Origin of the sequence: Enterobacter sp. NFIX59 (assembly GCF_900113755.1) — a bacterium.
In the GTDB taxonomy this organism is placed as follows: Bacteria; Pseudomonadota; Gammaproteobacteria; order Enterobacterales; family Enterobacteriaceae; genus Enterobacter; species Enterobacter pseudoroggenkampii.
In genome coordinates this window covers 350600-373307 of sequence record NZ_FOQN01000003.1, presented here as the reverse complement: position 1 = coordinate 373307, position 22708 = coordinate 350600, and the positions used below count along the sequence as shown (strand labels likewise).

The 22708-nt window shown below is 59.5% G+C and carries 19 protein-coding genes; 13 read left to right on the top strand and 6 right to left on the bottom strand.

Going from position 1 to position 22708, the window contains the following annotated elements:
• Nucleotides 1–27 precede the first annotated feature (27 nt).
• On the top strand, nucleotides 28–414 hold the full coding sequence (gene cybC, locus BM007_RS13895) for a cytochrome b562 (RefSeq protein ID WP_032651443.1): 387 nt from the start codon (nucleotides 28–30) through the stop codon (nucleotides 412–414).
• 70 nt (nucleotides 415–484) lie between these two features.
• Here cybC and BM007_RS13890 read toward each other — a convergent pair whose 3' ends face one another.
• On the bottom strand, nucleotides 485–607 hold the full coding sequence (locus BM007_RS13890) for a Hok/Gef family protein (RefSeq protein ID WP_231103408.1): 123 nt from the start codon (nucleotides 605–607) through the stop codon (nucleotides 485–487).
• 449 nt (nucleotides 608–1056) lie between these two features.
• Here BM007_RS13890 and BM007_RS13885 point away from each other — a divergent pair, with 449 nt between their 5' ends.
• From BM007_RS13885 to BM007_RS13840, 10 genes are read left to right on the top strand one after another with little or no spacing between them, the layout of a single operon-like run.
• The gene (locus BM007_RS13885) at nucleotides 1057–1395 is read left to right on the top strand and encodes a glycine dehydrogenase (protein WP_025911967.1); all 339 of its coding nucleotides are present in this window, start codon (nucleotides 1057–1059) and stop codon (nucleotides 1393–1395) included.
• A gap of 10 nt (nucleotides 1396–1405) precedes the next feature.
• Nucleotides 1406–1768: an SFCGS family glycine-rich protein gene (locus BM007_RS13880; protein ID WP_010427372.1), complete on the top strand. Its 363-nt coding sequence runs from the start codon at nucleotides 1406–1408 to the stop codon at nucleotides 1766–1768.
• A gap of 2 nt (nucleotides 1769–1770) precedes the next feature.
• Nucleotides 1771–2070: a DUF4312 family protein gene (locus tag BM007_RS13875; protein WP_006810338.1), complete on the top strand. Its 300-nt coding sequence runs from the start codon at nucleotides 1771–1773 to the stop codon at nucleotides 2068–2070.
• A gap of 22 nt (nucleotides 2071–2092) precedes the next feature.
• On the top strand, nucleotides 2093–2869 hold the full coding sequence (locus BM007_RS13870; protein ID WP_008501408.1) for a DUF4311 domain-containing protein: 777 nt from the start codon (nucleotides 2093–2095) through the stop codon (nucleotides 2867–2869).
• 13 nt (nucleotides 2870–2882) lie between these two features.
• A complete protein-coding gene (locus BM007_RS13865; RefSeq protein WP_024907276.1) occupies nucleotides 2883–3524 on the top strand; it encodes a DUF4310 family protein in 642 nt (213 codons plus the stop codon).
• Nucleotides 3525–3566: 42 nt separating this feature from the next.
• The gene (locus BM007_RS13860; RefSeq protein WP_090419329.1) at nucleotides 3567–4700 is read left to right on the top strand and encodes an amidohydrolase/deacetylase family metallohydrolase; all 1134 of its coding nucleotides are present in this window, start codon (nucleotides 3567–3569) and stop codon (nucleotides 4698–4700) included.
• Nucleotides 4684–5802, top strand: a complete 1119-nt coding sequence (locus BM007_RS13855; RefSeq protein ID WP_090419326.1) for a DgaE family pyridoxal phosphate-dependent ammonia lyase — start codon at nucleotides 4684–4686, stop codon at nucleotides 5800–5802. Before BM007_RS13860 ends, BM007_RS13855 begins: the two co-directional genes overlap by 17 nt.
• Nucleotides 5799–6539, top strand: coding sequence for a 2-dehydro-3-deoxy-phosphogluconate aldolase (locus tag BM007_RS13850; protein ID WP_024907273.1), 741 nt, complete (start codon nucleotides 5799–5801; stop codon nucleotides 6537–6539). The genes BM007_RS13855 and BM007_RS13850 overlap by 4 nt, the downstream gene beginning before the upstream one ends.
• A gap of 25 nt (nucleotides 6540–6564) precedes the next feature.
• Entirely contained in the window at nucleotides 6565–7701 is a 1137-nt protein-coding gene (locus BM007_RS13845; RefSeq protein WP_090419323.1) for a lactonase family protein, read from the top strand.
• A gap of 19 nt (nucleotides 7702–7720) precedes the next feature.
• Entirely contained in the window at nucleotides 7721–9631 is a 1911-nt protein-coding gene (locus BM007_RS13840) for a BglG family transcription antiterminator (protein ID WP_090419320.1), read from the top strand.
• Nucleotides 9632–9663: 32 nt separating this feature from the next.
• Here BM007_RS13840 and nrdG read toward each other — a convergent pair whose 3' ends face one another.
• The 5 genes from nrdG to treR all read right to left on the bottom strand — a co-directional run bounded on the left by nrdG (nucleotide 9664) and on the right by treR (nucleotide 16976).
• On the bottom strand, nucleotides 9664–10128 hold the full coding sequence (nrdG, locus tag BM007_RS13835; protein ID WP_090419317.1) for an anaerobic ribonucleoside-triphosphate reductase-activating protein: 465 nt from the start codon (nucleotides 10126–10128) through the stop codon (nucleotides 9664–9666).
• A 141-nt stretch (nucleotides 10129–10269) separates the two neighbouring features.
• On the bottom strand, nucleotides 10270–12408 hold the full coding sequence (gene nrdD, locus BM007_RS13830; RefSeq protein WP_090419315.1) for an anaerobic ribonucleoside-triphosphate reductase: 2139 nt from the start codon (nucleotides 12406–12408) through the stop codon (nucleotides 10270–10272).
• Between the two features lie 374 nt (nucleotides 12409–12782).
• A complete protein-coding gene (treC, locus tag BM007_RS13825) occupies nucleotides 12783–14426 on the bottom strand; it encodes an alpha,alpha-phosphotrehalase (protein ID WP_090419312.1) in 1644 nt (547 codons plus the stop codon).
• Between the two features lie 54 nt (nucleotides 14427–14480).
• Nucleotides 14481–15899, bottom strand: coding sequence for a PTS trehalose transporter subunit IIBC (gene treB, locus BM007_RS13820; RefSeq protein WP_029739268.1), 1419 nt, complete (start codon nucleotides 15897–15899; stop codon nucleotides 14481–14483).
• Nucleotides 15900–16028: 129 nt separating this feature from the next.
• Nucleotides 16029–16976, bottom strand: a complete 948-nt coding sequence (gene treR, locus BM007_RS13815) for a trehalose operon repressor TreR (RefSeq protein ID WP_024907266.1) — start codon at nucleotides 16974–16976, stop codon at nucleotides 16029–16031.
• A gap of 391 nt (nucleotides 16977–17367) precedes the next feature.
• Between treR and mgtA the strand changes: the two genes are divergently transcribed.
• Both mgtA and BM007_RS13800 read left to right on the top strand, forming a co-directional pair.
• Nucleotides 17368–20076 (top strand): magnesium-translocating P-type ATPase, encoded by a 2709-nt coding sequence (gene mgtA, locus BM007_RS13805; RefSeq protein WP_090419310.1) that lies wholly within the window; start codon nucleotides 17368–17370, stop codon nucleotides 20074–20076.
• Between the two features lie 222 nt (nucleotides 20077–20298).
• Nucleotides 20299–22683: a beta-N-acetylhexosaminidase gene (locus BM007_RS13800; protein ID WP_090419307.1), complete on the top strand. Its 2385-nt coding sequence runs from the start codon at nucleotides 20299–20301 to the stop codon at nucleotides 22681–22683.
• Nucleotides 22684–22708 lie beyond the last annotated feature (25 nt).

Sequence of the window (22708 nt, the reverse complement as noted above, 5' to 3'; positions counted from 1 at the left end):
TTTTAATAATAAAAAAGGAAGTGAGCAATGCGTAAACACCTGTTAGCGATCGTCGCGGCTTCAACGCTGGTTCTTGGCTCTTCTGCGTTTGCTGCCGATCTTGAAGACGACATGGGCATCCTCGGTCAAAACCTGAAGGTGGTGCAGAAAACGGACAATGCGGCTGAAATGAAAGACGCGCTGACCAAAATGCGTGAAGCGGCGCTGGACGCCCAAAAAGCGACCCCGCCTAAGCTGGAAAGCAAAGCCGCAGACAGTGCAGAGATGAAAGACTATCGCCACGGCTTTGACGTGCTGGTCGGCCAGATCGACGGCGCGCTGAAGCTGGCTAACGAAGGCAAAGTGAAGGAAGCCCAGGCGGCGGCCGAGCAGTTTGCGACCACGCGCAACACGTACCACCAAAAGTATCGTTAATTGGGTGCCTGAGCTGTACGTCCTTTGCCCGTATGCGGAGGCGCATGACGCGCCCCCGCATCCTTGCTCCCTACTGGCCGGAGCGACAATCCATCCTCGCTGTCACTGCAAAAGAATCGTTTCGAAAACTGATCTCGCACAGTGTTTTCCGCGTCACCAGCGTTAAGATGATTATTGTCAAAGCAATAATCATCAAAACTCCAATGCCTGGGTTTTGGCGTTTCATGGATGCCTCCTTGCTTTAAAGCGGGCGAGGTAGCGAACTCCACGGTGTGACGTGTCGTTTCGAGCCCCCGCCCTGATTTTCTATCAGGCGGGGCTTTCCACTTTCCGTCCCATGCCTGAGACGGTCAGTCTCAAGCACCCGTTGCCACTCTAGCGGATCCCCATAAGAAAACCTTATCCACGTCACATTTCTACGAGCCCGCTCGTAATCTTTTCCGCTTTGCTTGCCCCGTTTTGGCCGCGCAATAGCGTGATATTCATCACGTAAATGCATCGGTTTATCCAGATTCACCGCATTTATGTGGCACAGATCACTGCCGCGGCTCGCCTTTCCACTTCGAAGTGGAAAACAACTCGCTACAAACAATTCCCCCCCAACGTTAGTTTTATTCCAGAGCCATTAACGGGGTAAGACCAGTGATTAACGGAGCGGTAATGAACGACGTTGGGGAACAGGCGGAGCAAACTGAACAGCTCGCAAACACCATGCTGCAGCAGGTTTATGCCCTGCTGGCCCGGAACAACATCATCCCCAATGCGGTACAGGAGCAGATGCTCACCTCCCACGTGCGTGCCATGGCGCACCGGTCCGTGACCGGCGAGCCGCTGCCGGAGGTTGAAGCAGAGCTGTTTGACGAAATTTCACCGGATTCAATGCGGCTCGCCCGTGAAGTGGTCGCGCAGTTTGGCAATCTTCCTGATGAAGAAGCCTGGCTGCTCTCCGTTCACTTTGAAGTCGCGAAAGACAACCTTTAAGGAGCAACACATGGAACAGATTACAGTCGTGATTGGCGATCGCCTGGGTAAAGGTCAGAAAGTGGCTGCCGGTGTGGAAAAAGCAGGTGGACGCGCGGTGGTTGTGCCGGGCATGGCGGCGGACATGAAGCTCGGCGACATGATGAAAGCGGAAAACGCCACCTTCGGTATCTCCTTCTGCGGCAGCGGCGGCGCGGGTGCCATCACTGCTCAAACCAAATATGGCTACAAAGCCAAATACGGCATGCGTTCCGTGGAAGAGGGCGTGACCGCCATCAACGAAGGCTGCAACGTGCTGGGCTTTGGCTTTATGGATAAAGAAGAGCTGGGCGAGCGTCTGGTGCAGGCGTGGCAGAAAAAATACGGCGCATAAGCATGAAAGAACAGTTCACAACCACGGTGAGAGTGAAGGGAAAAGGCGACGCCAAAGCGCGCGCCTTTGCCGACGCGCTCAACCACGTTCAGGCCGCGGTGATGAAAGCTTCACCGCATATCTTACTGCGTATTGAGCCACAGGATGTGCAGGTCGTTCAGGCGCAAGAAGCGGTGCGTAAAGAAGCGTTTCTGTTCTTCTTTCTGCGCCGGGAAAGACGCACCTACAGCGTGGAGCTGGATGTGACCGTCAACGTGACCGCTATCAATCTTGACCAGGTGGATTTCGTCACGCAACGCTGATTATTCATAAAAGGGCAGACTGATGTTCTTAATTATATTAATAAAATCGCTCATCATTGGCGGCCTGGTTGGCGTCGGTGTCGGCGCCGGGGCTGCACGCATGTTTCATGCGCCTACCACACAGGGTATGGGCGCGTTTCGTACGTTGGGGGAACTGAACTCCTGTGAAGGGGATCCGGCGTCCCACTTCTCCTTTGGGTTAGGTTTCTTCTTTAACGCCTGGGCCTCTTCCGTGGCCGCAGGTGCCTTCACACAGGACGTTGACCACCGCATCATCCCGAACTGGGGGGCTGCTGCACTGATGATCAAAAACCGTAACGTCGGCGAAACGCTGCACGACCCGCGCAAAATGGCGATTGCCTGCGGCGTAATCGGCATGATCGTCGTGACCTTCCTGAACCTGACCGCCTCCTCCGTCCCGGCAGCGCTTCAGGTCACCGCCGTGAAGGTGCTGGTGCCTGCGGCTAACCTGCTGGTGAACACCGTGATGCCGGTGATCTTCTGGCTGGCAGCCATCGACGCGGGTAAAAAATCGGGCTTCTGGGCCACCATTTTCGGCGGCGCGGCGCAGCTGATTATGGGCAACGCCGTACCGGGCCTGGTGCTGGGGATCCTGATCGGTAAAGGCGTGGAAGAGAGCGGCTGGAACCACGTCACCAAAGTGATGATGGCGGCTATCGTCCTGCTCTTCGTGCTGAGCGGCTTCTTCCGCGGCTTCGACATGAAGATGATCGAATCCTTCCATCTGACCGTGCCGAACTGGCTCGACATGATCCACAACTCGCTCAGCGGTAAATAACAGGAGCCTCTAAATGGAACAGAATAAAGGTTTTTGGTATGCCGACTGGTCGTTCCCGATCTTTGTTGGCCTGCTCTCCTCCGGCGTCTTCGCCGGGACGCACATGTACTACCTCTACGGCATCGGCGCGTTTAACGAAGTGGCCTTCGTGGCGATGCTGAAGGCGGGCATCGATACCGGCGTTTACGGTGCGGTGGCGGCGTTCGGCGCGAGCTTCCTGTTCGCCCGTATTATCGAAGGGTCGCTGGTCGGTATTCTCGACATCGGCGGTGCGATCCAGACCGGCGTGGGCCTCGGGGTACCGGCGCTGCTGCTGGGCGCGGGCATCATGTTCCCGGTGACCAACTTCATTGCTTCGCTGATCACCGGCCTGGTGATTGGCCTGGCGATTGGCTACGTCATCATCCTGGCGCGTAAGTTCACCATCAACCAGAGCAACTCTACCTACGGCGCAGACGTGATGATGGGCGCGGGCAACGCCTCCGGCCGCTTTCTCGGGCCGTTGATAATCCTGAGCGCCATGACCGCCTCCATTCCTATCGGCGTCGGTTCCCTGCTCGGTGCGCTGGTGTTCTACATCTGGCAGAAGCCGATCACCGGTGGCGCGATCCTCGGCGCAATGCTGTTGGGCTGGCTGTTCCCGGTCGCCCTTTAATACCCGCGGGCGCTCCGGCGCCCGCCTTATCAGGAGATCCTCATGTTTGATTTACTCCTGCGCCGTGCGCGCTTTGCCGACGATACCCTGACCGATATCGCCATTCAGGACGGGAAGATCGCGGCGCTGGGCGACATTGACGCCCCCGCGCATAAAACGGTTGAGCTGAACGGCGACGTGTTCGTCAGCGCAGGCTGGATTGACTCCCACGTTCACTGCTACCCGAACTCCCCGATTTACCACGACGAGCCCGACAGCGTGGGCATTGCCACCGGCGTCACCACCGTGGTGGACGCGGGCAGCACCGGCGCCGACGACGTGGACGATTTCTACGACATCACCCGCAGGGCCTCCACCGAGGTGTTTGCCCTGCTGAACGTCTCCCGCGTGGGGCTGATTGCCCAGAACGAGCTGGCCAATATGGCCAATGTTGATGCCGACGCGGTGAAGCAGGCGGTGAAGCGCCACCCTGATTTTATCGTCGGCCTGAAGGCGCGCATGAGCAGCAGCGTGGTCGGTGAAAACGGCATTATGCCGCTGGAGCGCGCCAAAGCCATTCAGAAAGAGAACGGCGACCTGCCGCTGATGGTGCACATCGGCAACAACCCGCCGAACCTCGACGAAATTGCCGAGCTGCTGAGCTCGGGTGACATCATCACCCACTGCTATAACGGCAAACCCAACCGCATTCTGACGCCCTCCGGCGAGCTGCGCGCCTCCATCACCTCCGCCCTGAAGCGCGGCGTGCGTCTGGACGTGGGGCACGGCACGGCGAGCTTCAGCTTTGAGGTGGCGAAACGCGCCATCGCGATGGGCATCCTGCCGCACACCATCAGCTCGGATATCTACTGCCGCAACCGCATCAACGGCCCGGTGGGCTCGCTGGCGAGCGTGATGTCGAAATTCCTCGCCATCGGCATGTCGCTGCCGCAGGTGATTGACTGCGTGACCGCGAACGCCGCCGACGGCCTGCGTCTGGCGCGCAAAGGCCGCATTCAGCCGGGTCTCGACGCCGACCTGACGCTGTTCACGATTAAACGTCAGCCGACGGTGCTGACGGATGCCGAAAACGACAGCCTGCAGGCTGAACACATTCTGGTGCCGCTTGCCGCGATCCGCGCGGGCAAGGGCTACATGACCGAACAAGGGAGCACGGAAAATGCCTTCGATTTATGAGAAGTACCGCTTAAAGCAGGTTATCAACACCTCTGGCCGCATGACGGCGCTGGGCGTCTCCACGCCGCGCCCGGAAGTGGTACAGGCGGCGATGGACGGCATGAATCACTATTTCGAGATGAAGGATCTGGTCAACAAAACCGGGGAGTACATCGCGAAGCTGCTGGACGTGGAAGGGGCGACGGTCGTCTCCTGCGCGTCGGCGGGCATTGCCCAGTCCGTGGCGGCGGTGCTGGTGAAAGACAGCGACTGGTTGCTGGAAAACCTGCACGTCACCCCGATTGAGAACAACGAAATTGTCCTGCCGAAAGGCCACAACGTGAACTTTGGCGCGCCGGTGGGCACCATGGTGGCGCTGGGCGGCGGCAAGCTGGTGGAAGCGGGCTATGCCAACGAATGCTCTGCCGATCAGCTGGCGGCGGCGATCGGCCCGCGCACGGCGGCGATCCTCTACATCAAATCGCACCACTGCGTGCAGAAAAGCATGCTCAGCGTCGAGCAGGCGGCAGTCGTCGCACGTAAACACGATCTCCCGCTGATCGTCGATGCCGCGGCGGAAGAAGATCTGCACGTGTACTACCGCTCCGGCGCGGACCTGGTGATCTACAGCGGCGCGAAGGCGATCGAAGGCCCAACCAGCGGGCTGGTGATCGGCAAAACCCAGTACGTAGAGTGGGTAAAACGCCAGACGGCGGGCATTGGCCGTGCCATGAAGGTGGGCAAAGAGGGCATTCTTGGCCTGACCTGTGCCATCGAACACTACCTGACGGCGACCAAAGAGAGCGGTGCGGAAATGGTGGCGAAAATGACGCCGTTTATCGAGGCGCTCAACACTCTGAACGGTGTGACCGCGCGCGTGGTCTGGGACAGCGCCGGACGCGACATCGCCCGCACCGAGATTAAGTTCGACGAAGCCGCAACGGGCGTCGGCACGGGTGACCTGGTGGCGAAGCTCAAGCAGGGCGAATACGCCATTTACTTCCGTGGCTACAAGGCCAACGAAGGGATTATCGAGGCGGACGTGCGCAGCGTGAATGCTGACCAGCTGAACATCGTGTACCGCCGCATTAGCGAAGTATTAGGACAGGAGAAAAAAGCATGAAACTGACCCCCAACTTTTACCGTGACCGCGTCTGTCTGAACGTGCTGGCAGGCTCCAAAGCCAACGCCAGCGCCATTTACGAGGCGGCGGAAGGTCACGTGCTGGTGGGCGTGCTCTCCAAAAATTACCCGGACGTGGCGAGTGCCGTCGCCGATATGCGCGAATACGCCGCCCTGATTGATAACGCGCTCTCCGTTGGCCTGGGCGCGGGCGACCCGAACCAGTCGGCAATGGTGAGTGAAATCTCCCGCCAGGTGCAGCCGCAGCATGTTAACCAGGTCTTTACCGGCGTGGCTACCAGCCGCGCGCTGCTGGGGCAGAATGAATCCGTGGTTAACGGTCTGGTCTCTCCGACCGGCACCGTCGGCATGGTCAAAATCTCCACCGGACCGCTGAGCAGCGCGGCGCCGGACGGCATCGTGCCGGTTGAAACCGCAATTGCCCTGCTGAAAGATTTCGGCGGCAGCTCCATCAAATACTTCCCGATGGGCGGCCTGAAGTGCCGTGACGAGTACAAGGCGGTGGCGGAAGCCTGCGCCCGTCACGACTTCTGGCTGGAGCCAACTGGAGGTATCGATCTGGAAAACTATGAGGAGATCCTGCAGATCGCCCTCGACGCGGGCGTGAGCAAAATCATCCCGCATATCTACAGCTCAATTATCGACAAAGCCAGCGGCGATACGCGTCCGGAAGATGTGCGTACCCTGCTGGCGATGACGAAGAAGCTGGTGAAGTAGAACTCACACATATACAGGAGCCACCATGCACACCCGTACCCTGCTTGTCGCTTCACTTTCTTTACTGACCACTGCCGCGATCGCCCAGACGCAATACGCCTGGGTGGGCACCTACAACCCCAACGGCGAAGGGCTGTACCGCTTTACCGTTGATCCGCAAACCGGCGCGCTGGCGAATAAAACGCTGGTGAGCAAACTGCCGAATGCGGCGCAGTTGACCCTTTCACAGGACGGCAAAACGCTGTATCTGGCAAGCGAAGTGGAGCAGGGCGTGGTGCAGGCGCTGCGCGTCGGCGATAACGGTGCGCTGAGCGAGCTCAATCAGGTGGCCTCCGGCGGCGCGGGGCCGGTTTACCTGTCGCTGACGCCGAACGGTCGCCATCTGCTGGTGGCCAACTACGTCAGCGGGTCGATTGCCGTTTTGCCGATCAAGGCAGACGGCAGCCTGGGTAACGCCACGGACACACATCAGGACAAGGGCGAACCGGGCGCGGCGAAGCCCGAAGCCGCTGCGGAGGGCAGCTTTGCCATCAGCGATCATAATGGCCCCCACGCGCATATGATCGCCGCCGATCCAAGCGGAAAATACGTATTTTCCACCGATCTGGGGCTGGATCGCCTCTACCAGTACCGTTTTGACGATCGAACCGGGAAGCTGACGCCGAACGATCCACCGTTTATCAGCGCCTCCTCGAAAGGCGCCGGGCCGCGCCACTTTGTCTTTACGCCAAAAGGCGATGCCCTGTGGCTGATTAACGAAGAGGCGTCTACGCTCACCCATTATACCGTGAGCGCCAACGGCACCTTGAAAGAGGGCAAAACGCTTTCAGCCCTGCCGGAAGGCTACAAAGGCACCAGCTTTGCTGCCGGGCTGGCATTAAGCGCTGATGGCAAACAGCTGTATGTGGCTAACCGTTTGCATAACAGCATCGGGCACTTTACCGTAACAGCGGAGGGTACGCTGACGCATCAGGACGATGTGTGGACGCGTGGTGATTATCCCCGCACCCTGACGCTCGATAAACAGGGGCGCTGGCTGTACGTCATGAACCAGCGGAGCGACAACATTACCCGTTTCCGCGTCGGTCAGGACGGCAAGCTAAGCTTTGAGCCAGACTATACCCCGGTCGGCAGCCCATCCCAGATGGTCATTTCACCTTAAGCCGTAAGAGGACAAACCCGTGCGATTTCCGAACCAACGTTTAGCGCAACTTTTCGAACTGTTGCAAAACGAGACGCTGCCGCAGGACGAGCTGGCGCAGCGGCTGTCGGTCTCCACGCGAACCGTCCGTGCGGACATTACCGCCCTTAACGCGCTGCTGGCCAGCCACGGCGCGCAGTTCATCCTGAGCCGGGGCAACGGCTACCAGCTCAAAATTGAGGATGCCGGGCGCTATCAGCAGCTTCAGGCATCCCACCCGCGCGCGCTGCGTGTCCCGCGGACCGGGCCGGAGCGCGTGCATTATCTGGTGGCGCGTTTTCTCACCTCGGCGTTTTCTCTTAAGCTGGAGGATCTGGCGGACGAGTGGTTCGTCAGCCGCGCCACGCTGCAAAGCGACATGGCGGAGGTGCGCGAGTGGTTTCATCGTTACAACCTGACGCTGGAAACCCGTCCGCGCCACGGCATGAAGCTGTTTGGCAGCGAGATGTCTACCCGCGCCTGCCTGACCGATCTGCTCTGGGAGCTGGCGCAGCAGGACAGCCTGAACCCGCTGGTGACCGACGTGGCGCTGAATGCGGGCGTGGCGGAGCAGATGGTGCCGGTGCTGCACGACGCCCTGACGCGTCACCACATTCGCCTGACCGATGAAGGCGAGCTGTTCCTGCGCCTGTACTGTGCGGTGTCGGTGCGGCGCATCAGCGAGGGCTATCCGCTGCCGGAATTCCACGCCGAAGATGTGGAAGAGAACGTGCGCGAGGCGGCGAAGGATATCGCGGTGACCATCCAGCAACTGGCGGGCAAAACGCTTTCGCCGTCGGAGGAGAGCTGGCTGTGCGTGCACATTGCGGCGCGGCAGATTCAGGAGATTGCCCCGAGCGCAATTAACGCCGACGACGACGAAGCGCTGGTCAACTACATCCTGCGCTATATCAACACCCACTATAACTACAACCTGCTCAGCGACGCGCAGCTGCACGCGGACCTGCTCACGCATATCAAAACCATGATTACCCGCGTGCGGTATCAAATCATGATCCCCAATCCGCTGCTGGATAACATCAAGCAGCACTACCCGATGGCGTGGGACATGACCCTCGCGGCGGTGTCGAACTGGGGCAAATACACGCCGTATGTGATCAGCGAAAACGAGATTGGTTTCCTGGTGCTGCATATTGGCGTCGGGCTGGAGCGTCACTACAACATTGGCTACCAGCGTCAGCCGCGCGTGCTGCTGGTATGCGACGCCGGTAATGCCATGGTCCGCATGATTGAGGCGGTGCTGCAGCGTAAATACCCGCAGATTGAGGTCACGCGCACGCTCACCCTGCGCGAGTACGAGCTGGCGGAAACGATTGGCGAAGACTTTGTGATCGCCACCGCCCGCGTCAGCGAAAAGTCAAAACCGGTGGTGATGATTGCCCCGTTCCCGACCGACTATCAGCTGGAGCAGATTGGCAAACTGGTGCTGGTGGACCGCACCCGTCCGTGGATGCTGGATAAATACTTCGACGCGGCCCATTTCCGCATTATCGACAAGCCGATCGATCAGCAGACGCTGTTCCGCGAGCTGTGTGAACAGCTTGAGGCCGAAGGCTTTGTTGGCGCGGAGTTTCTTGATTCGGTTGTTGAGCGTGAAGCCATCGTCAGTACCATGCTCGGCGACGGCATTGCGCTCCCGCACTCCCTCGGCCTGCTGGCGCAGAAAACGGTGGTCTATACCGTGCTCGCCCCGCACGGCGTCCAGTGGGGCGACGAAACCGCGCACGTCATCTTCCTGCTTGCCATCAGCAAAAGCGAATACGAAGAGGCGATGGCGATTTACGATATCTTCGTCACCTTCCTGCGCGAGCGGGCGATGTCGCGGCTCTGTAGCTGCGAGGATTTTGCCGGATTTAAGGCGGTGGCGATGGAGAGTTTGAGTCGTTTTTGAGATAAGAGCGGATGGATAACATCCGCCTTTGATCAACGCAAATGATGTACAACCTGGTTGCTGCTGCCGCGCCAGATGAGCGCCGGGTCTTTTAAATCCTGCACGAACTTGCCGTCGACCAGGACGTTAATCAGATCCACGACTTCCATTTGCTGCGTATTCAGTTCATCCAGCCTGTAGCCTGTCCAGACCCAGATATCTTTTCCCGCACACTCTGCACGAATGCGCTTCACCAGCTTCAGGATATCCGGCACGTTTTGCGGGTGCAGCGGATCGCCGCCGGAGAGCGAAATTCCCTGGCGGTGAATGCGCGTGTCGTTCAGGTCGCTGATGATTTTATCTTCCATCTCCGCGGTGAACGGCATGCCGGAATTCAGGCGCCAGGTGCTTTTGTTGTAGCAGCCGGGGCATTCGTGGACGCAGCCTGAAACAAACAGGGTGCAGCGGGTGCCGGGGCCGTTGACGATGTCGACGGGGTAGTACTGGTGATAGTTCATAGCGTTAACCTGATGCCCTCACCCCGGCCCTCTCCCACAGGGAGAGGGAGAAAACCGGAGTCAGGATTAGCAATGTGCTCGATCGGTTCCCTCTCCCTTGAGGGAGAGGGGTAGGGTGAGGGGGAGTACCCTGCGCAGAACTTACCCGATCTGCCCATTCCCCAGATGCTTCACGCGGCGCTTCACCTCTTCCTGCTTGCCCGCGTTAAACGGACGCGCGTCCGGGCTACCGAGGTAGCCGCACACGCGACGGGTCACGGAGACGCGGGCCGCGTCGTGGTTGCCGCATTTCGGGCAGGTAAAGCCTTTACTCGTACACTCGAACTCACCGGTAAAGCCGCACTCGTAGCACTCGTCGATAGGCGTGTTGGTCCCGTAATACGGCACGTGCTGATAGCTGTAATCCCACACGTCCTCCAGCGCCTTCAGGTTGTGCTGAATGTTCGGGTACTCGCCGTAGCAGATGAACCCGCCGCTGGCGATCGGCGGATAGCCCGCTTCGAAGTCGATCTTGTCGTACGGGTTTACCTTCTTCTCCACGTCGAGGTGGAAGCTGTTGGTGTAGTACCCTTTGTCGGTCACGCCTTCCACAATCCCGAACTCGGCGGTGTCCAGACGGCAGAAGCGGTCGCACAGGTTCTCGCTTGGGGTGCTATACAGGCTGAACCCATAGCCGGTTTCCTCTTTCCACTGGTCTACCGCGTCGCGCAGGCGCTGAACGATGGCGATGCCTTTTTCGCGCAGGGCCTCGCTGTCGTACATGTGCGTGTCGCCAAACAGCGCGTTGATGGTTTCGTGGATGCCGATATAGCCCAGCGAAATCGACGCGCGACCGTTTTTGAAGATCTCAGATACGTCATCGTCCGCCTTCAGGCGCACGCCGCAGGCCCCTTCCATATAGAGGATCGGCGCGACGCGGGCTTTGACTCCTTCCAGACGGGCGATACGGGTCATCAGCGCCTTACGCGCCAGCTGCAGGCGCTCATCCAGCAGTTTCCAGAATTCAGCTTCATTACCTTTTGCCTCCAGCGCGATGCGCGGCAGGTTGAGGCTGATGACGCCCAGGTTGTTGCGCCCGTCGTGGATCTGCTCGCCGTTTTCATCTTCGTACACGCCGAGGAAGCTGCGGCAGCCCATTGGCGTTTTAAACGAACCGGTCACTTTGACGACCTGATCGTAGTTCAGAATGTCCGGGTACATGCGCTTGCTCGCGCACTCCAGTGCCAGCTGTTTGATGTCGTAGTTCGGATCGCCAAACTTGTGGTTCAGGCCGTCGCGAATCGCGAACACCAGTTTCGGGAACACCGCCGTTTTGCGGTTTTTGCCGAGGCCGGAAATACGGTTGCGCAGGATCGACTGCTGGATCAGACGCGATTCCCAGCTGGTGCCCAGGCCAAAGCCGAAGGTCACAAACGGCGTCTGGCCGTTGGCGGTGTGCAGCGTGTTCACCTCATATTCCAGCGACTGGAAGGCGTCGTAGCACTCTTTCTCGGTGCGGGAGCGCGCGTAGCCGTCAGCGTCCGGGATCTGCCACTCTTCAGCTGTTTTACGATGCTTGTTGAAGCTTGCCGTCACGAACGGAGCCAGCACTTCGTCAATGCGGTTAATGGTGGTCCCGCCATAAATGTGGCTGGCGACCTGGGCGATAATCTGCGCCGTGACCGCGGTGGCCGTGGAGATCGACTTAGGCGGTTCAATCTCGGCGTTACCCATTTTAAAACCGTGGGTCAGCATGCCTTTCAGGTCGATCAGCATGCAGTTGAACATCGGGAAGAATGGCGAGTAGTCGAGATCGTGGTAGTGAATTTCGCCGCGCTCGTGAGCCGAGACCACGTCGCGCGGCAGCAGATGCTGGCGGGCATAGTGTTTGGCGACGATACCGGCCAGCAGGTCGCGCTGGGTGGGGATCACTTTACTGTCTTTGTTGGCGTTTTCATTGAGCAGGGCGGAGTTGGTCTGCTCGACCAGGCCACGGATCTCCTGGTTCAGACGACCGCGCTTCTCGCGCTGCACGTCACGATCGTGACGGTACTCAATGTAGGCGCGCGCCAGCTGCTTGTAGGGCCCTGCCATCAGCTGGTTCTCAACCGCGGTCTGGATTTCGTTGATATCGACCTGGCTGCGTTCATTCATCTGGCTGCTAACGACTTCTGCGACGGTGGCGCAGTAATCTGCGTCATCGACTCCCGCTGCTTTAGCTGCACGCAGAATGGCTTCCTGGATGCGCTCTGATTTAAACGGCACTTTACAGCCATCACGTTTCATCACATGCGGTGTCATGATCACTCCATTTTTGAAAACAGGTTATCCACAGAGGTGGAGAAGTATTCACCGGACGCATTTCCCGCCAGGCCAAAGACTTCCCGCGTTCCCGGCTCGTGTTATCCACAATTCCGGCCAGCGTAAGCGCCGTCTTGTTGTTGGAATAGTAGACGATAAATACAAGATATTGGGTCGGCGTGCATTTTAAGTGCTACATATAGTGATTTGCATCAAACATGTTTGCGATTTATTTGATTCAGAACAAAGTAAAAAGGCGAGAGTACAAACGGCGGGCGCTACAGCATTTGTAAAGGCGAGCGAGAAAAATCTGATTAATTATTCAACAAAAACAGTAAAGTAAGCCGGGTGCAGGGCTGCACCCGGCAGGACGGTTACTGTTGCAACCACCAGACGGCTTCAAACGGACGCAGCGACGTCGTTTGCGGTGACGGGTAGTTACTCATCAACACCTGCAACTTACCGCTGAGAAGGTCTGTCTGCCATTCCTGAGGCGTATTGCTCAGGTTTGCCGCAACAATCAGGGTCTGTCCCTGCCACTGGCGACGGTAGCACCACAGAGAAGGGTGTTCCGGCAGGAGATCTTCATAATCTCCCCACGTCAGCACCGGCAGGGTTTTGCGCAGGCTAATCAGCGACTGATAGGTATAGAAGACGGAATCCGCATCGTCCAGCGCCGCGCGGGCGTTCACGGTTTCGTAGTTGTCGCAGACGCCAATCCACGGTTCGCCCTCGCTAAAGCCCGCATTGTGCGACGCGTCCCACTGCATTGGCGTGCGGCCATTATCCCGGGACTTACTCGCCAGAATCGCCAGTAATTCATCCGGATCGCGGCCGTTGGCGCGCAGTTCGGCGAACATGTTCAGGCTTTCCACGTCGCGGTAATCGGTGATGCGGCTGAAGTGCGGGTTCGTCATCCCCAGCTCTTCACCCTGGTAAATATACGGCGTGCCCTGCATGCCGTGCAGCACCATGCCGAGCATCTTCGCGGCGTGAACGCGGTATTCTCCTTCGTCACCGAAGCGCGACACGATGCGCGGCTGGTCGTGGTTACACCAGAACAGCGCGTTCCAGGCTTTGTTATGCATCCCCTGCTGCCAGTGGCGGAAGAGGGTTTTCAGCGCCACGAAGTCCGGCTTGGCCTTCGTCCACTTTTCGCCGCCGGGGTAGTCCACCTTCAGGTGGTGGAAGTTAAAGGTCATCGACAGCTCGCTTCCGTCGAGCGACGCGTACTGCTGGCAGTTCTCCAGCGAGGTCGAGGACATCTCGCCTACCGTCATCAGGTTGCGCGGGGTAAAGACGTCGCGGCTCATCTCCTGCAGATATTCATGGATGCGAGGCCCGTCAGTGTAGAAGCGGCGACCGTCACCCGTCTCGTCATTCGGGAAATCCTGATCTTTCGAAATCAGGTTAATGACATCGAGGCGCAAGCCGTCGACGCCGCGGTCGGCCCAGAACTCGCACACCTTTTTCAGCTCGGCGCGCACCGCCGGATTTTCCCAGTTGAGGTCCGCCTGCTCCGGCGCGAACAGGTGCAGGTAATACTGCTCGCTCTCCGCGTGCCAGCGCCAGGCGTTGCCGCCAAACTTGGAGCGCCAGTTGTTGGGCAACTGCTCAGGCGTGCCGTCGCGCCAGATGTAGAACTGGCGGTACGGGCTCGCTTTGTTCAGCGATTCCCGGAACCAGGGGTGCTGGGTTGAGGTGTGGTTGAACACCATATCCAGCACGATGCGAATGCCGCGCTGGTGCGCCTCGGCGACCAGTTCGTCGAAATCATCCAGCGTGCCGTACGCCGGGTCGATGGCGGTGTAATTCGCCACGTCGTAGCCGTTATCCACCTGCGGGGAGATATAAAACGGCGTCAGCCAGATGGCGTCGATGCCGAGGGTTTTCAGGTAGTCCAGACGCTGCGTCACGCCGCGTAAATCGCCGGTGCCGCTGCCGGTGGTGTCCTGGAAACTCTTGGGGTAAATCTGGTAGATAACGCCGTTTTGCCACCAGTGAGGAAGGGTATTCATAGTGTGTTCCTGCAAATGCGAAGGGGCGCAACTGCGCCCCGAAAGAGAGAGAGATTAAACAATCTGCAGCGAGCCCTGACGGAACTTACGCTGATAAACCACGGTAGTCAGCGCCATTGGGACGATAATCGCGATGGCCATTGCCAGGGCGAATACCTGCCAGTAAGCGGGCTGGATGGAGAGGATGCCCGGCAGGCCGCCGACGCCAATCCCGTTTGCCATTACGCCGTTCAGTCCGCACACCAGGCCCGCCAGACCGGAACCGATCATCGCGCAGAGCATCGGGAAGCGGTATTTCAGGTTGATACCGTACATCGCCGGTTCGGTGACGCCGAGGTAGGCGGAGATGGCCGCCGGAACGGAGATCTCGCGTTCGTTGTGCTTGCGGCTGACGATGATGATGCCGGTCACCGCGGACGCCTGAGCAATGTTAGACAGGGCGATAATCGGCCAGACCGGCGTGCCGCCGAGGCTCTGGATCATCTGCATATCAATGGCCAGCGTGGTCTGGTGCACGCCGGTGATCACCAGCGGAGCGTACAGGAAGCCAAACAGCGCGGCGCCAATCGGGGCGAAGCTGCCGGTCATCAGGTGGCGCACCGCGAAGGCCACGCCGTCGCCAATCATGCGGCCAAACGGACCGATAAAGGCGTGCGCCAGGAAGACCGCCAGAATCAGCGAGCAGACCGGCACCACCACCAGATAGAGGTAATCCGGCACGATGCGCTTCAGTCGGGTTTCAATAAAGCCCAGCGCCAGCCCCGCCAGCAGGGCCGGAATAACCTGCGCCTGATAGCCCACTTTGGCGATAGTAAACAGGCCGAAGTTCCACACCTCAGGCACCTGCTGACCAAGTAAGTAAGCGTTCATTAACTGCGGAGAGACCAGCGTGACGCCCAGTACGATACCGAGGATCGGCGTACCGCCCATCTTGCGCACCGCGGACCAGCAGATCCCGACCGGCAGATAGAAGAAGATCGCCTCGCCAATCAGCCACAGGAAGTCGTACACGGTTTTCAGCGCCGGATACATCTGCGCCAGGGTTTTGCCGTCGCTCATCGGCACGTCGCCGATGACGTTACGGAAGCCTAAGATCAAGCCTCCGCTGATCAGCGCCGGCAGGAGCGGGAAGAAGATCTCCGCGAAGTGGGAAATCAGCTGCTCGTGCCACTTCATATTCTGACGCGCGGCCTTCTTCGCCTGCTCTTTATCGGCGGAGGAGTGCCCGGTCGTTGCCAGCAGAGCCTGATAGTAATCGCCCACTTCGGTACCAATCACGACCTGGAACTGACCGGCGTTGGTGAAGCAGCCTTTAACCATGGAGAGTTCTTCAATGGCCTTCGGGTTAGCTTTGGCCGGATCGTTCAGCACGAAGCGCAGGCGGGTAATGCAATGGCTGACGGTAGCGATGTTTTCGCGGCCGCCGACCAGGACGATCAGCCGATCGATATCTGCTTGTTTGACTTTACTCATCATGAAACCTCATGACAGATGGTGAGGGGGTGTAATGACCTGAGCGCAAGCCTACTCCTTCAGCGTGACGGCGAAAATGGGAACGTTCCCGAAATCAGGCGAAGATCACAATAATCTGTTTTAGGAGGGTTACGAAAGGTGAGCGGGAATGACGATCTGACGCGGCTCAGCGCGCCCGTTGATCTGCTCGATCAGCTGCGTGGCGGCCTGTCTGCCGGACTCGGCGTAGCCCGGATCGACGGTGATGATCTCCGGGTGCAGGAACTTCATCAGCGGCGTGCTGCCGACGCTCGCCACCTGCAGGTTATCGATGCGCTGCTCCTGCAGATATTTGCTGGCACCCAGCGCCAGGGTATCCGTGGCGCATACCAGCGCGGTGGTCTGCGGCGTCAGGACGCTGGCGACCTGCTCGTAGCCCTGCTTCATGCCCAGCCCCGGCAGGGAGGCCACGGCGGAGAGGTTGTGCTTTTTACAAAAGGCCAGATAGGCCTCATGGCGACGCTTGCCGGTGGTGACGTCCGCGTGCGGTACGCCGAGGAAGCTAATATGACGATGGCCTTCGTCAAACAGGCGCTGCATCAGGGTGATAATCGCGCCCTCGTCGTCATAGCAGACGGAGGCAAAACCGTGGGCATCGCGCGCCAGCAGCACCAGCGACGGCTGCCAGGGTTTTAGCATCTCGTCTTTGATGCCGGTAAAGCCGAACAGCACCACGCCGTCAATGTTGCGCCGCTGGAGCATACCCAGATGTTCTTCCACCAGCTGTGGCGAGAACTGGCTCTCCATCATGATCGGGTCATATCCCTGCTCATAGAAGGCGGGCAGCATGGTCTGCACGGCGAGGTTTTCAGACAGAGAGTCCAGACGCGAAACAATGATGGCGACCACTTTGTCACTCTGCCCGCGCATGGCACGCGCGGAGCGGGAAGGGGAAAAGCCGTGCTGATTCATGACCGCCTCAACGCGCTCGCGGGTGCGTTCGCTGACGCCGCTTTCGTTGTTCAGCACGCGTGAGACGGTTGATTTCCCCACGCCGCTTAAACGCGCGATGTCTTTAATCGTAAGGCGGTTCTGCATGCTGTATTCCCTGTAACAACGACAAAATGGTCAATTGAGCCTAATGCTATAGCGCGATTTCGCTATGGGCAAAGTCTGGTTTACGTTCGGTTTATTTGCAGGGGGGTATAATACCGCCCGAATCGTCACAAAGGGTACGCTTAAATCCTTATACTGCGCGGCGACACCCTACTTTTTACTTACCGGAGGCTTCATGGATCCCGATCCCACACCTCTCCTGAACGGGAGAATGCGTTCTTTCCGGTAAGCCAGCCTGTTGCTGACTCACCGGTGATGTGAGGCAGCAACGTCCCAAACGTTCCTGCTTGAAAAATTGAGTGCCTCTCAGGTACGGCCTTGCCACGCCTGAAGGAAATGCTGCGTCCGCATTCGCGGGTGCGGAGGAATGACTATGTTTAAAAATATCACCCGGCAGCTGCAGGCCCTGCTGAGCCGCCACCTGCCACACCGTCTGGTTCAGCGCGACCCGCTGCCAAACGCCAAAAACATGGCGGGGGCGGCGATCCCCGCGTCCCTGACCGAACGCTGCCTGAACGTGGCGGCGATGGATGAAAACGAAGTCTGGCGCGCCTTTGGCGGACACCCGGAAGGGCTGAATGTGTCAGAAGTGGAAAAAATCCGCGCCGTGCACGGCGATAACCTCATTCCGGCGCAAAAGCCGTCTCCGTGGTGGGTGCATCTGTGGCTCTGCTACCGCAACCCGTTCAACCTGCTGCTGACCGTGCTGGGCATCATCTCCTACGCGACGGAAGATCTGTTTGCCGCAGGGGTGATTGCCCTGATGGTGGGCATCTCCACGCTGCTGAACTTTATTCAGGAGGCCCGCTCCACCAAAGCGGCGGACGCCCTGAAGGCGATGGTCAGCAACACCGCGACCGTCTCGCGCGTGATCAACGATCTCGGCGAAAACGCCTGGGTGGAATTGCCTATCGACCAGCTGGTGCCGGGGGATCTGGTGAAGCTGGCGGCGGGGGACATGATCCCGGCGGATTTACGCATCATCCAGGCGCGCGATCTCTTCGTCGCGCAGGCCTCCCTGACCGGGGAATCCCTGCCCGTTGAAAAGGTGGCGCGCAGCCGCGACCCGCAGCAGATGAACCCGCTTGAGTGCGACACCCTGTGCTTTATGGGCACCACGGTGGTCAGCGGCACCGCTCAGGCGATTGTCACCGCCACCGGGGGCAACACCTGGTTTGGTCAGCTTGCCGGACGCGTCAGCGAGCAGGAGAGCGAGCCGAACGCCTTCCAGAAGGGGATTGGCCGCGTCAGCATGCTGCTGATCCGCTTTATGATGGTGATGACGCCGATCGTGCTGCTGATCAACGGCTACACCAAAGGCGACTGGTGGGAAGCGGCGCTGTTTGCGCTCTCCGTAGCCGTCGGCTTAACGCCGGAAATGCTGCCGATGATTGTCACCTCCACGCTGGCGCGCGGGGCGGTGAAGCTCTCTAAACAGAAGGTGATCGTCAAACACCTCGACGCCATTCAGAACTTTGGCGCGATGGACATTCTCTGCACCGATAAAACCGGCACCCTGACGCAGGACAAAATCGTGCTGGAGAACCACACCGATATCTCCGGCAAAACCAGCGAACGCGTGCTGCACAGCGCGTGGCTGAACAGCCATTACCAGACCGGGCTGAAAAACCTGCTCGACGTCGCGGTGCTGGAAGGGGTAGATGAAGAGTCCGCCCGTACGCTCTCCGGCCGCTGGCAGAAAGTGGATGAGATCCCGTTCGACTTCGAGCGCCGCCGGATGTCGGTGGTGGTGAGCGAGCAAACGGATGTGCATCAGCTGATTTGCAAAGGCGCGCTGCAGGAGATCCTCAACGTGTCGACGCAGGTACGCTATAACGGCGACATCGTGCCGCTGGACGACACCATGCTGCGCCGCATCAAGCGCGTCACCGACAACCTGAACCGTCAGGGGCTGCGCGTGGTGGCGGTGGCGAGCAAGTTTCTGCCGGCGCGCGAGGGGGACTATCAGCGTATCGACGAATCCGATCTGATCCTTGAGGGTTACATCGCCTTCCTCGATCCGCCGAAAGAGACCACCGCACCGGCGCTGAAGGCGCTGAAGGCGAGCGGCATTACCGTCAAAATTCTCACCGGCGATAGCGAGCTGGTGGCGGCGAAAGTGTGCCACGAGGTGGGGCTGGACGCGGGCGACGTGGTAGTGGGGAGCGATATTGAACATCTCTCTGATGACGAGCTGGCGAAGCTTGCCCAGCGTACCACGCTGTTTGCCCGCCTGACGCCGATGCACAAAGAGCGCATCGTCACCCTGCTCAAGCGCGAAGGGCACGTGGTGGGCTTTATGGGCGACGGCATCAACGATGCGCCCGCTCTGCGTGCGGCGGATATCGGTATCTCCGTAGACGGGGCGGTCGATATTGCCCGCGAAGCGGCGGATATCATTCTGCTGGAAAAGAGCCTGATGGTGCTGGAGGAGGGCGTCATCGAAGGGCGCCGTACCTTTGCCAATATGCTCAAGTACATCAAGATGACCGCCAGCTCCAACTTCGGTAACGTCTTCAGCGTGCTGGTGGCGAGCGCGTTTCTGCCGTTCCTGCCGATGCTGCCGCTGCACCTGCTGATCCAGAACCTGATGTACGACGTGTCTCAGGTGGCGATCCCGTTTGATAACGTCGACGACGAGCAGATCCAGAAGCCGCAGCACTGGAACCCGGCAGATCTTGGGCGCTTTATGCTGTTCTTTGGCCCGATCAGCTCCATCTTCGACATTCTGACCTTCTGCCTGATGTGGTTTGTGTTCCACGCCAACACCCCGGAACACCAGACGCTGTTCCAGTCCGGCTGGTTCGTGGTCGGTCTGCTGTCGCAGACGCTGATTGTGCATATGATCCGCACGCGCCGCATTCCGTTCATCCAGAGCCGTGCCGCATGGCCGCTGATTGTGATGACGGGGATTGTGATGGCGCTCGGCATCGCGCTGCCGTTCTCGCCGCTGGCGAGCTACCTGCAGCTGCAGGCGCTGCCGCTGAGCTACTTCCCGTGGCTGGTGGCGATCCTCGCGGGGTATATGGTGCTGACGCAGATGGTGAAAGGATTCTATGCGCGTCGGTATGGGTGGCAGTAAAAACATACCCTCACCCTAACCCTCTCCCTTTCAGGGAGAGGGGACCGCTCGGTGCCGCCTTTCACCCTCGCCCCTTTGGGGAGAGGGCCGGGGTGAGGGGACTGGCTTTCCTCCCAAATTCAACAACCTGTGATCTCCGTCGGCGCATTCGCTTGACGACAAATTGAGCGCATGTTAACAGAATGTTTTGCCTTTATTTGGCCCGTCAGATAAGGAACATTCATGTTACGGTACAGTCTCTTAACCGCCGGGCTGATGCTCGGCGCCTCTGCCTTTGCCGCCCCGGCAGGGGATCTCCCCTTAATGCCCTGGCCTGCGAAGGTCGAACGCCCGACGACCCAGGGCGCGCTGGTGCTCAGCAACAACGTATCCATTAGCGTTAGCGGGGACGATCTCGGTGACGCCGTCAACCGCCTGCGCCAGCGCATCGCCCTGCAAACCGGCTGGACGCTGCAGCCGCAGGCTGAAAAGCCAGACAAACCGACTATCCGCATTGCCATCGCTAAAAAGGTGAAGCCGCAGCCGCTGCCGAACAGCGATGAAACCTATAAGCTCACGGTGGACGCCAACGGTGTGACTATCTCCGCCAATACCCGCTTCGGCGCGCTGCGCGCCATGGAAACCCTGCTCCAGTTGATGCAGAACGGAGCGGAAAACACCTCTCTGCCGTGGGTTACCATTGAAGATTCGCCGCGCTTCCCGTGGCGCGGGCTGCTGCTCGATTCGGCGCGCCACTTTATCCCGCTGCCGGATATTAAACGCCAGATCGACGGTATGGCCGCGGCGAAGCTCAACGTCCTGCACTGGCACCTGACCGACGATCAGGGCTGGCGCTTCAGCTCGAAGCGCTACCCTAAGCTGACGCAGCTTGCCAGCGACGGGCTGTTCTACACGCCTGAACAGATGCGCGAGGTGGTGCGTTACGCCGCCGAGCGCGGCATTCGCGTGGTGCCGGAGATCGACATGCCAGGCCACGCCTCGGCGATTGCCGTGGCCTATCCGGAGCTGATGAGCGCGCCGGGACCGTACGCCATGGAACGCCACTGGGGCGTGCTGAAGCCGGTGCTGGATCCGACAAAAGACGCAACCTATACCTTTGCCGACGCGATGGTCAGCGAACTGGCGGCGATCTTCCCCGATCCGTATCTGCACATCGGCGGCGACGAGGTGGACGACAGCCAGTGGAAAGCGAATCCGGCTATCCAGCAGTTTATGCGCGACAACAGGCTGGCGGACAGCCACGCGCTGCAGGCTTACTTCAACCGCAAGCTGGAAACGATCCTCGAGAAGCATCACCGCCAGATGGTCGGCTGGGATGAGATCTACCATCCTGACCTGCCGAAAAGCATTCTGATCCAGTCCTGGCAGGGGCAGGACGCGCTGGGGCAGGTGGCGCAGAGCGGTTACAAGGGTATTCTGTCGACCGGCTTTTATCTCGACCAGCCCCAGTCCACCGCCTATCACTACCGCAACGAGATCGTCCCGCAGGGCTTAAACGGTGTGGATGTGATAGCGGATACCGACAGCGCCCAGAGCTGGGCCTTCTCCATGCCGCGCCTGAAGGGCAAGCCGGTGGAGGGGAGCTTCACCCTGGTGAAAGGGGATGCGGGCTGGCGCGGGTTTATTGATTTTGCCGGGAAATCCCGCCGCGCGGTGCAGAACATCGAGTGGCGCGATGACAGCCAGGTCACGTTTACCGTCGACACCTGGATGGGCGACACGCGCCCGGTCGTCACCGTCGATAACGACAAACTCTCCGGTTATTTCCTTGTCGGGAATACGCGCTACCCGATCAGCGGCACGCGTCTGGACGACGTGCCGAAAGGCGTTCCGCCGGTCGTGCCGGACGTGGCGAACCAGGCCAACCTGCTCGGCGGTGAAGCGGCGCTGTGGGCGGAAAACGTGGTGGCGCCGGTGCTGGATATCCGCCTGTGGCCGCGCACGTTTGCGGTGGCGGAGCGGCTGTGGTCGGCGCAGGACGTCAACGATGTCGACAACATGTACACCCGCCTGCAGGCGATGGACAGCTGGTCGACGGTGTCGGTCGGGCTACAGCAGCATACCCAGCAGCAGGTGCAGTTCACGCGCCTCGCCGGTAATGCCGACACCCTGCCGCTGCAGATCCTCGCGCAGGCGGTAGAGCCCGCGCAGTATTACACCCGTCAGCACCTGAAGTTCCAGGCCGGAAACTATCATCAGTTCGAGCCCCTCAACCGCTTCGCCGATGCGCTAAACGCCGAAAGCGCCACCGTGCGCCAGATGCACAAATGGGCGGACCGTCTGGTGAGCGATGCGGAAGACACGGAAAGCGCCGACGCCCTGCGCCACGTCTTTAACCGCTGGCAGAGCAACACCAGCGACGCGCTGGCGCTAAGCGAAAACAGCTACCAGCTGAAGGCGATGAAGCCGGTGATCCAGGAGGTGGATAAGCTGGCCTCAATTGGCCTGCGGCTGACGGATCTGGTGGCGCGCCAGGGCACGCTGGATGATAAAGAGATTGCGTCGATTCAGAGCGAGCTGGATAACGCGGCGAAGGTGCAGGACGAAGTGGTGATTGCGGCGGTGTATCCGCTGGAGACGCTGCTCAGGGCGACGCGGAATCAGTAGCAAGCAACAAAAAAGGCAGCCTGGG

What these genes read in the sequence shown, in the direction of transcription:
- BM007_RS13855 (WP_090419326.1), top strand. Translation starts at nt 4,684, where the DNA reads ATGCCTTCGATTTATGAGAAGTACCGCTTAAAGCAGGTTATCAACACC.
- BM007_RS13845 (WP_090419323.1), top strand. Translation starts at nt 6,565, where the DNA reads ATGCACACCCGTACCCTGCTTGTCGCTTCACTTTCTTTACTGACCACT.
- treR (WP_024907266.1), bottom strand. Translation starts at nt 16,976, where the DNA reads ATGCAGAACCGCCTTACGATTAAAGACATCGCGCGTTTAAGCGGCGTG.
- nrdD (WP_090419315.1), bottom strand. Translation starts at nt 12,408, where the DNA reads ATGACACCGCATGTGATGAAACGTGATGGCTGTAAAGTGCCGTTTAAA.
- treB (WP_029739268.1), bottom strand. Translation starts at nt 15,899, where the DNA reads ATGAGTAAAGTCAAACAAGCAGATATCGATCGGCTGATCGTCCTGGTC.
- BM007_RS13880 (WP_010427372.1), top strand. Translation starts at nt 1,406, where the DNA reads ATGGAACAGATTACAGTCGTGATTGGCGATCGCCTGGGTAAAGGTCAG.
- BM007_RS13870 (WP_008501408.1), top strand. Translation starts at nt 2,093, where the DNA reads ATGTTCTTAATTATATTAATAAAATCGCTCATCATTGGCGGCCTGGTT.
- BM007_RS13890 (WP_231103408.1), bottom strand. Translation starts at nt 607, where the DNA reads ATGATTATTGCTTTGACAATAATCATCTTAACGCTGGTGACGCGGAAA.
- treC (WP_090419312.1), bottom strand. Translation starts at nt 14,426, where the DNA reads ATGAATACCCTTCCTCACTGGTGGCAAAACGGCGTTATCTACCAGATT.
- mgtA (WP_090419310.1), top strand. Translation starts at nt 17,368, where the DNA reads ATGTTTAAAAATATCACCCGGCAGCTGCAGGCCCTGCTGAGCCGCCAC.
- BM007_RS13875 (WP_006810338.1), top strand. Translation starts at nt 1,771, where the DNA reads ATGAAAGAACAGTTCACAACCACGGTGAGAGTGAAGGGAAAAGGCGAC.
- nrdG (WP_090419317.1), bottom strand. Translation starts at nt 10,128, where the DNA reads ATGAACTATCACCAGTACTACCCCGTCGACATCGTCAACGGCCCCGGC.
- BM007_RS13860 (WP_090419329.1), top strand. Translation starts at nt 3,567, where the DNA reads ATGTTTGATTTACTCCTGCGCCGTGCGCGCTTTGCCGACGATACCCTG.
- cybC (WP_032651443.1), top strand. Translation starts at nt 28, where the DNA reads ATGCGTAAACACCTGTTAGCGATCGTCGCGGCTTCAACGCTGGTTCTT.
- BM007_RS13800 (WP_090419307.1), top strand. Translation starts at nt 20,299, where the DNA reads ATGTTACGGTACAGTCTCTTAACCGCCGGGCTGATGCTCGGCGCCTCT.
- BM007_RS13850 (WP_024907273.1), top strand. Translation starts at nt 5,799, where the DNA reads ATGAAACTGACCCCCAACTTTTACCGTGACCGCGTCTGTCTGAACGTG.
- BM007_RS13865 (WP_024907276.1), top strand. Translation starts at nt 2,883, where the DNA reads ATGGAACAGAATAAAGGTTTTTGGTATGCCGACTGGTCGTTCCCGATC.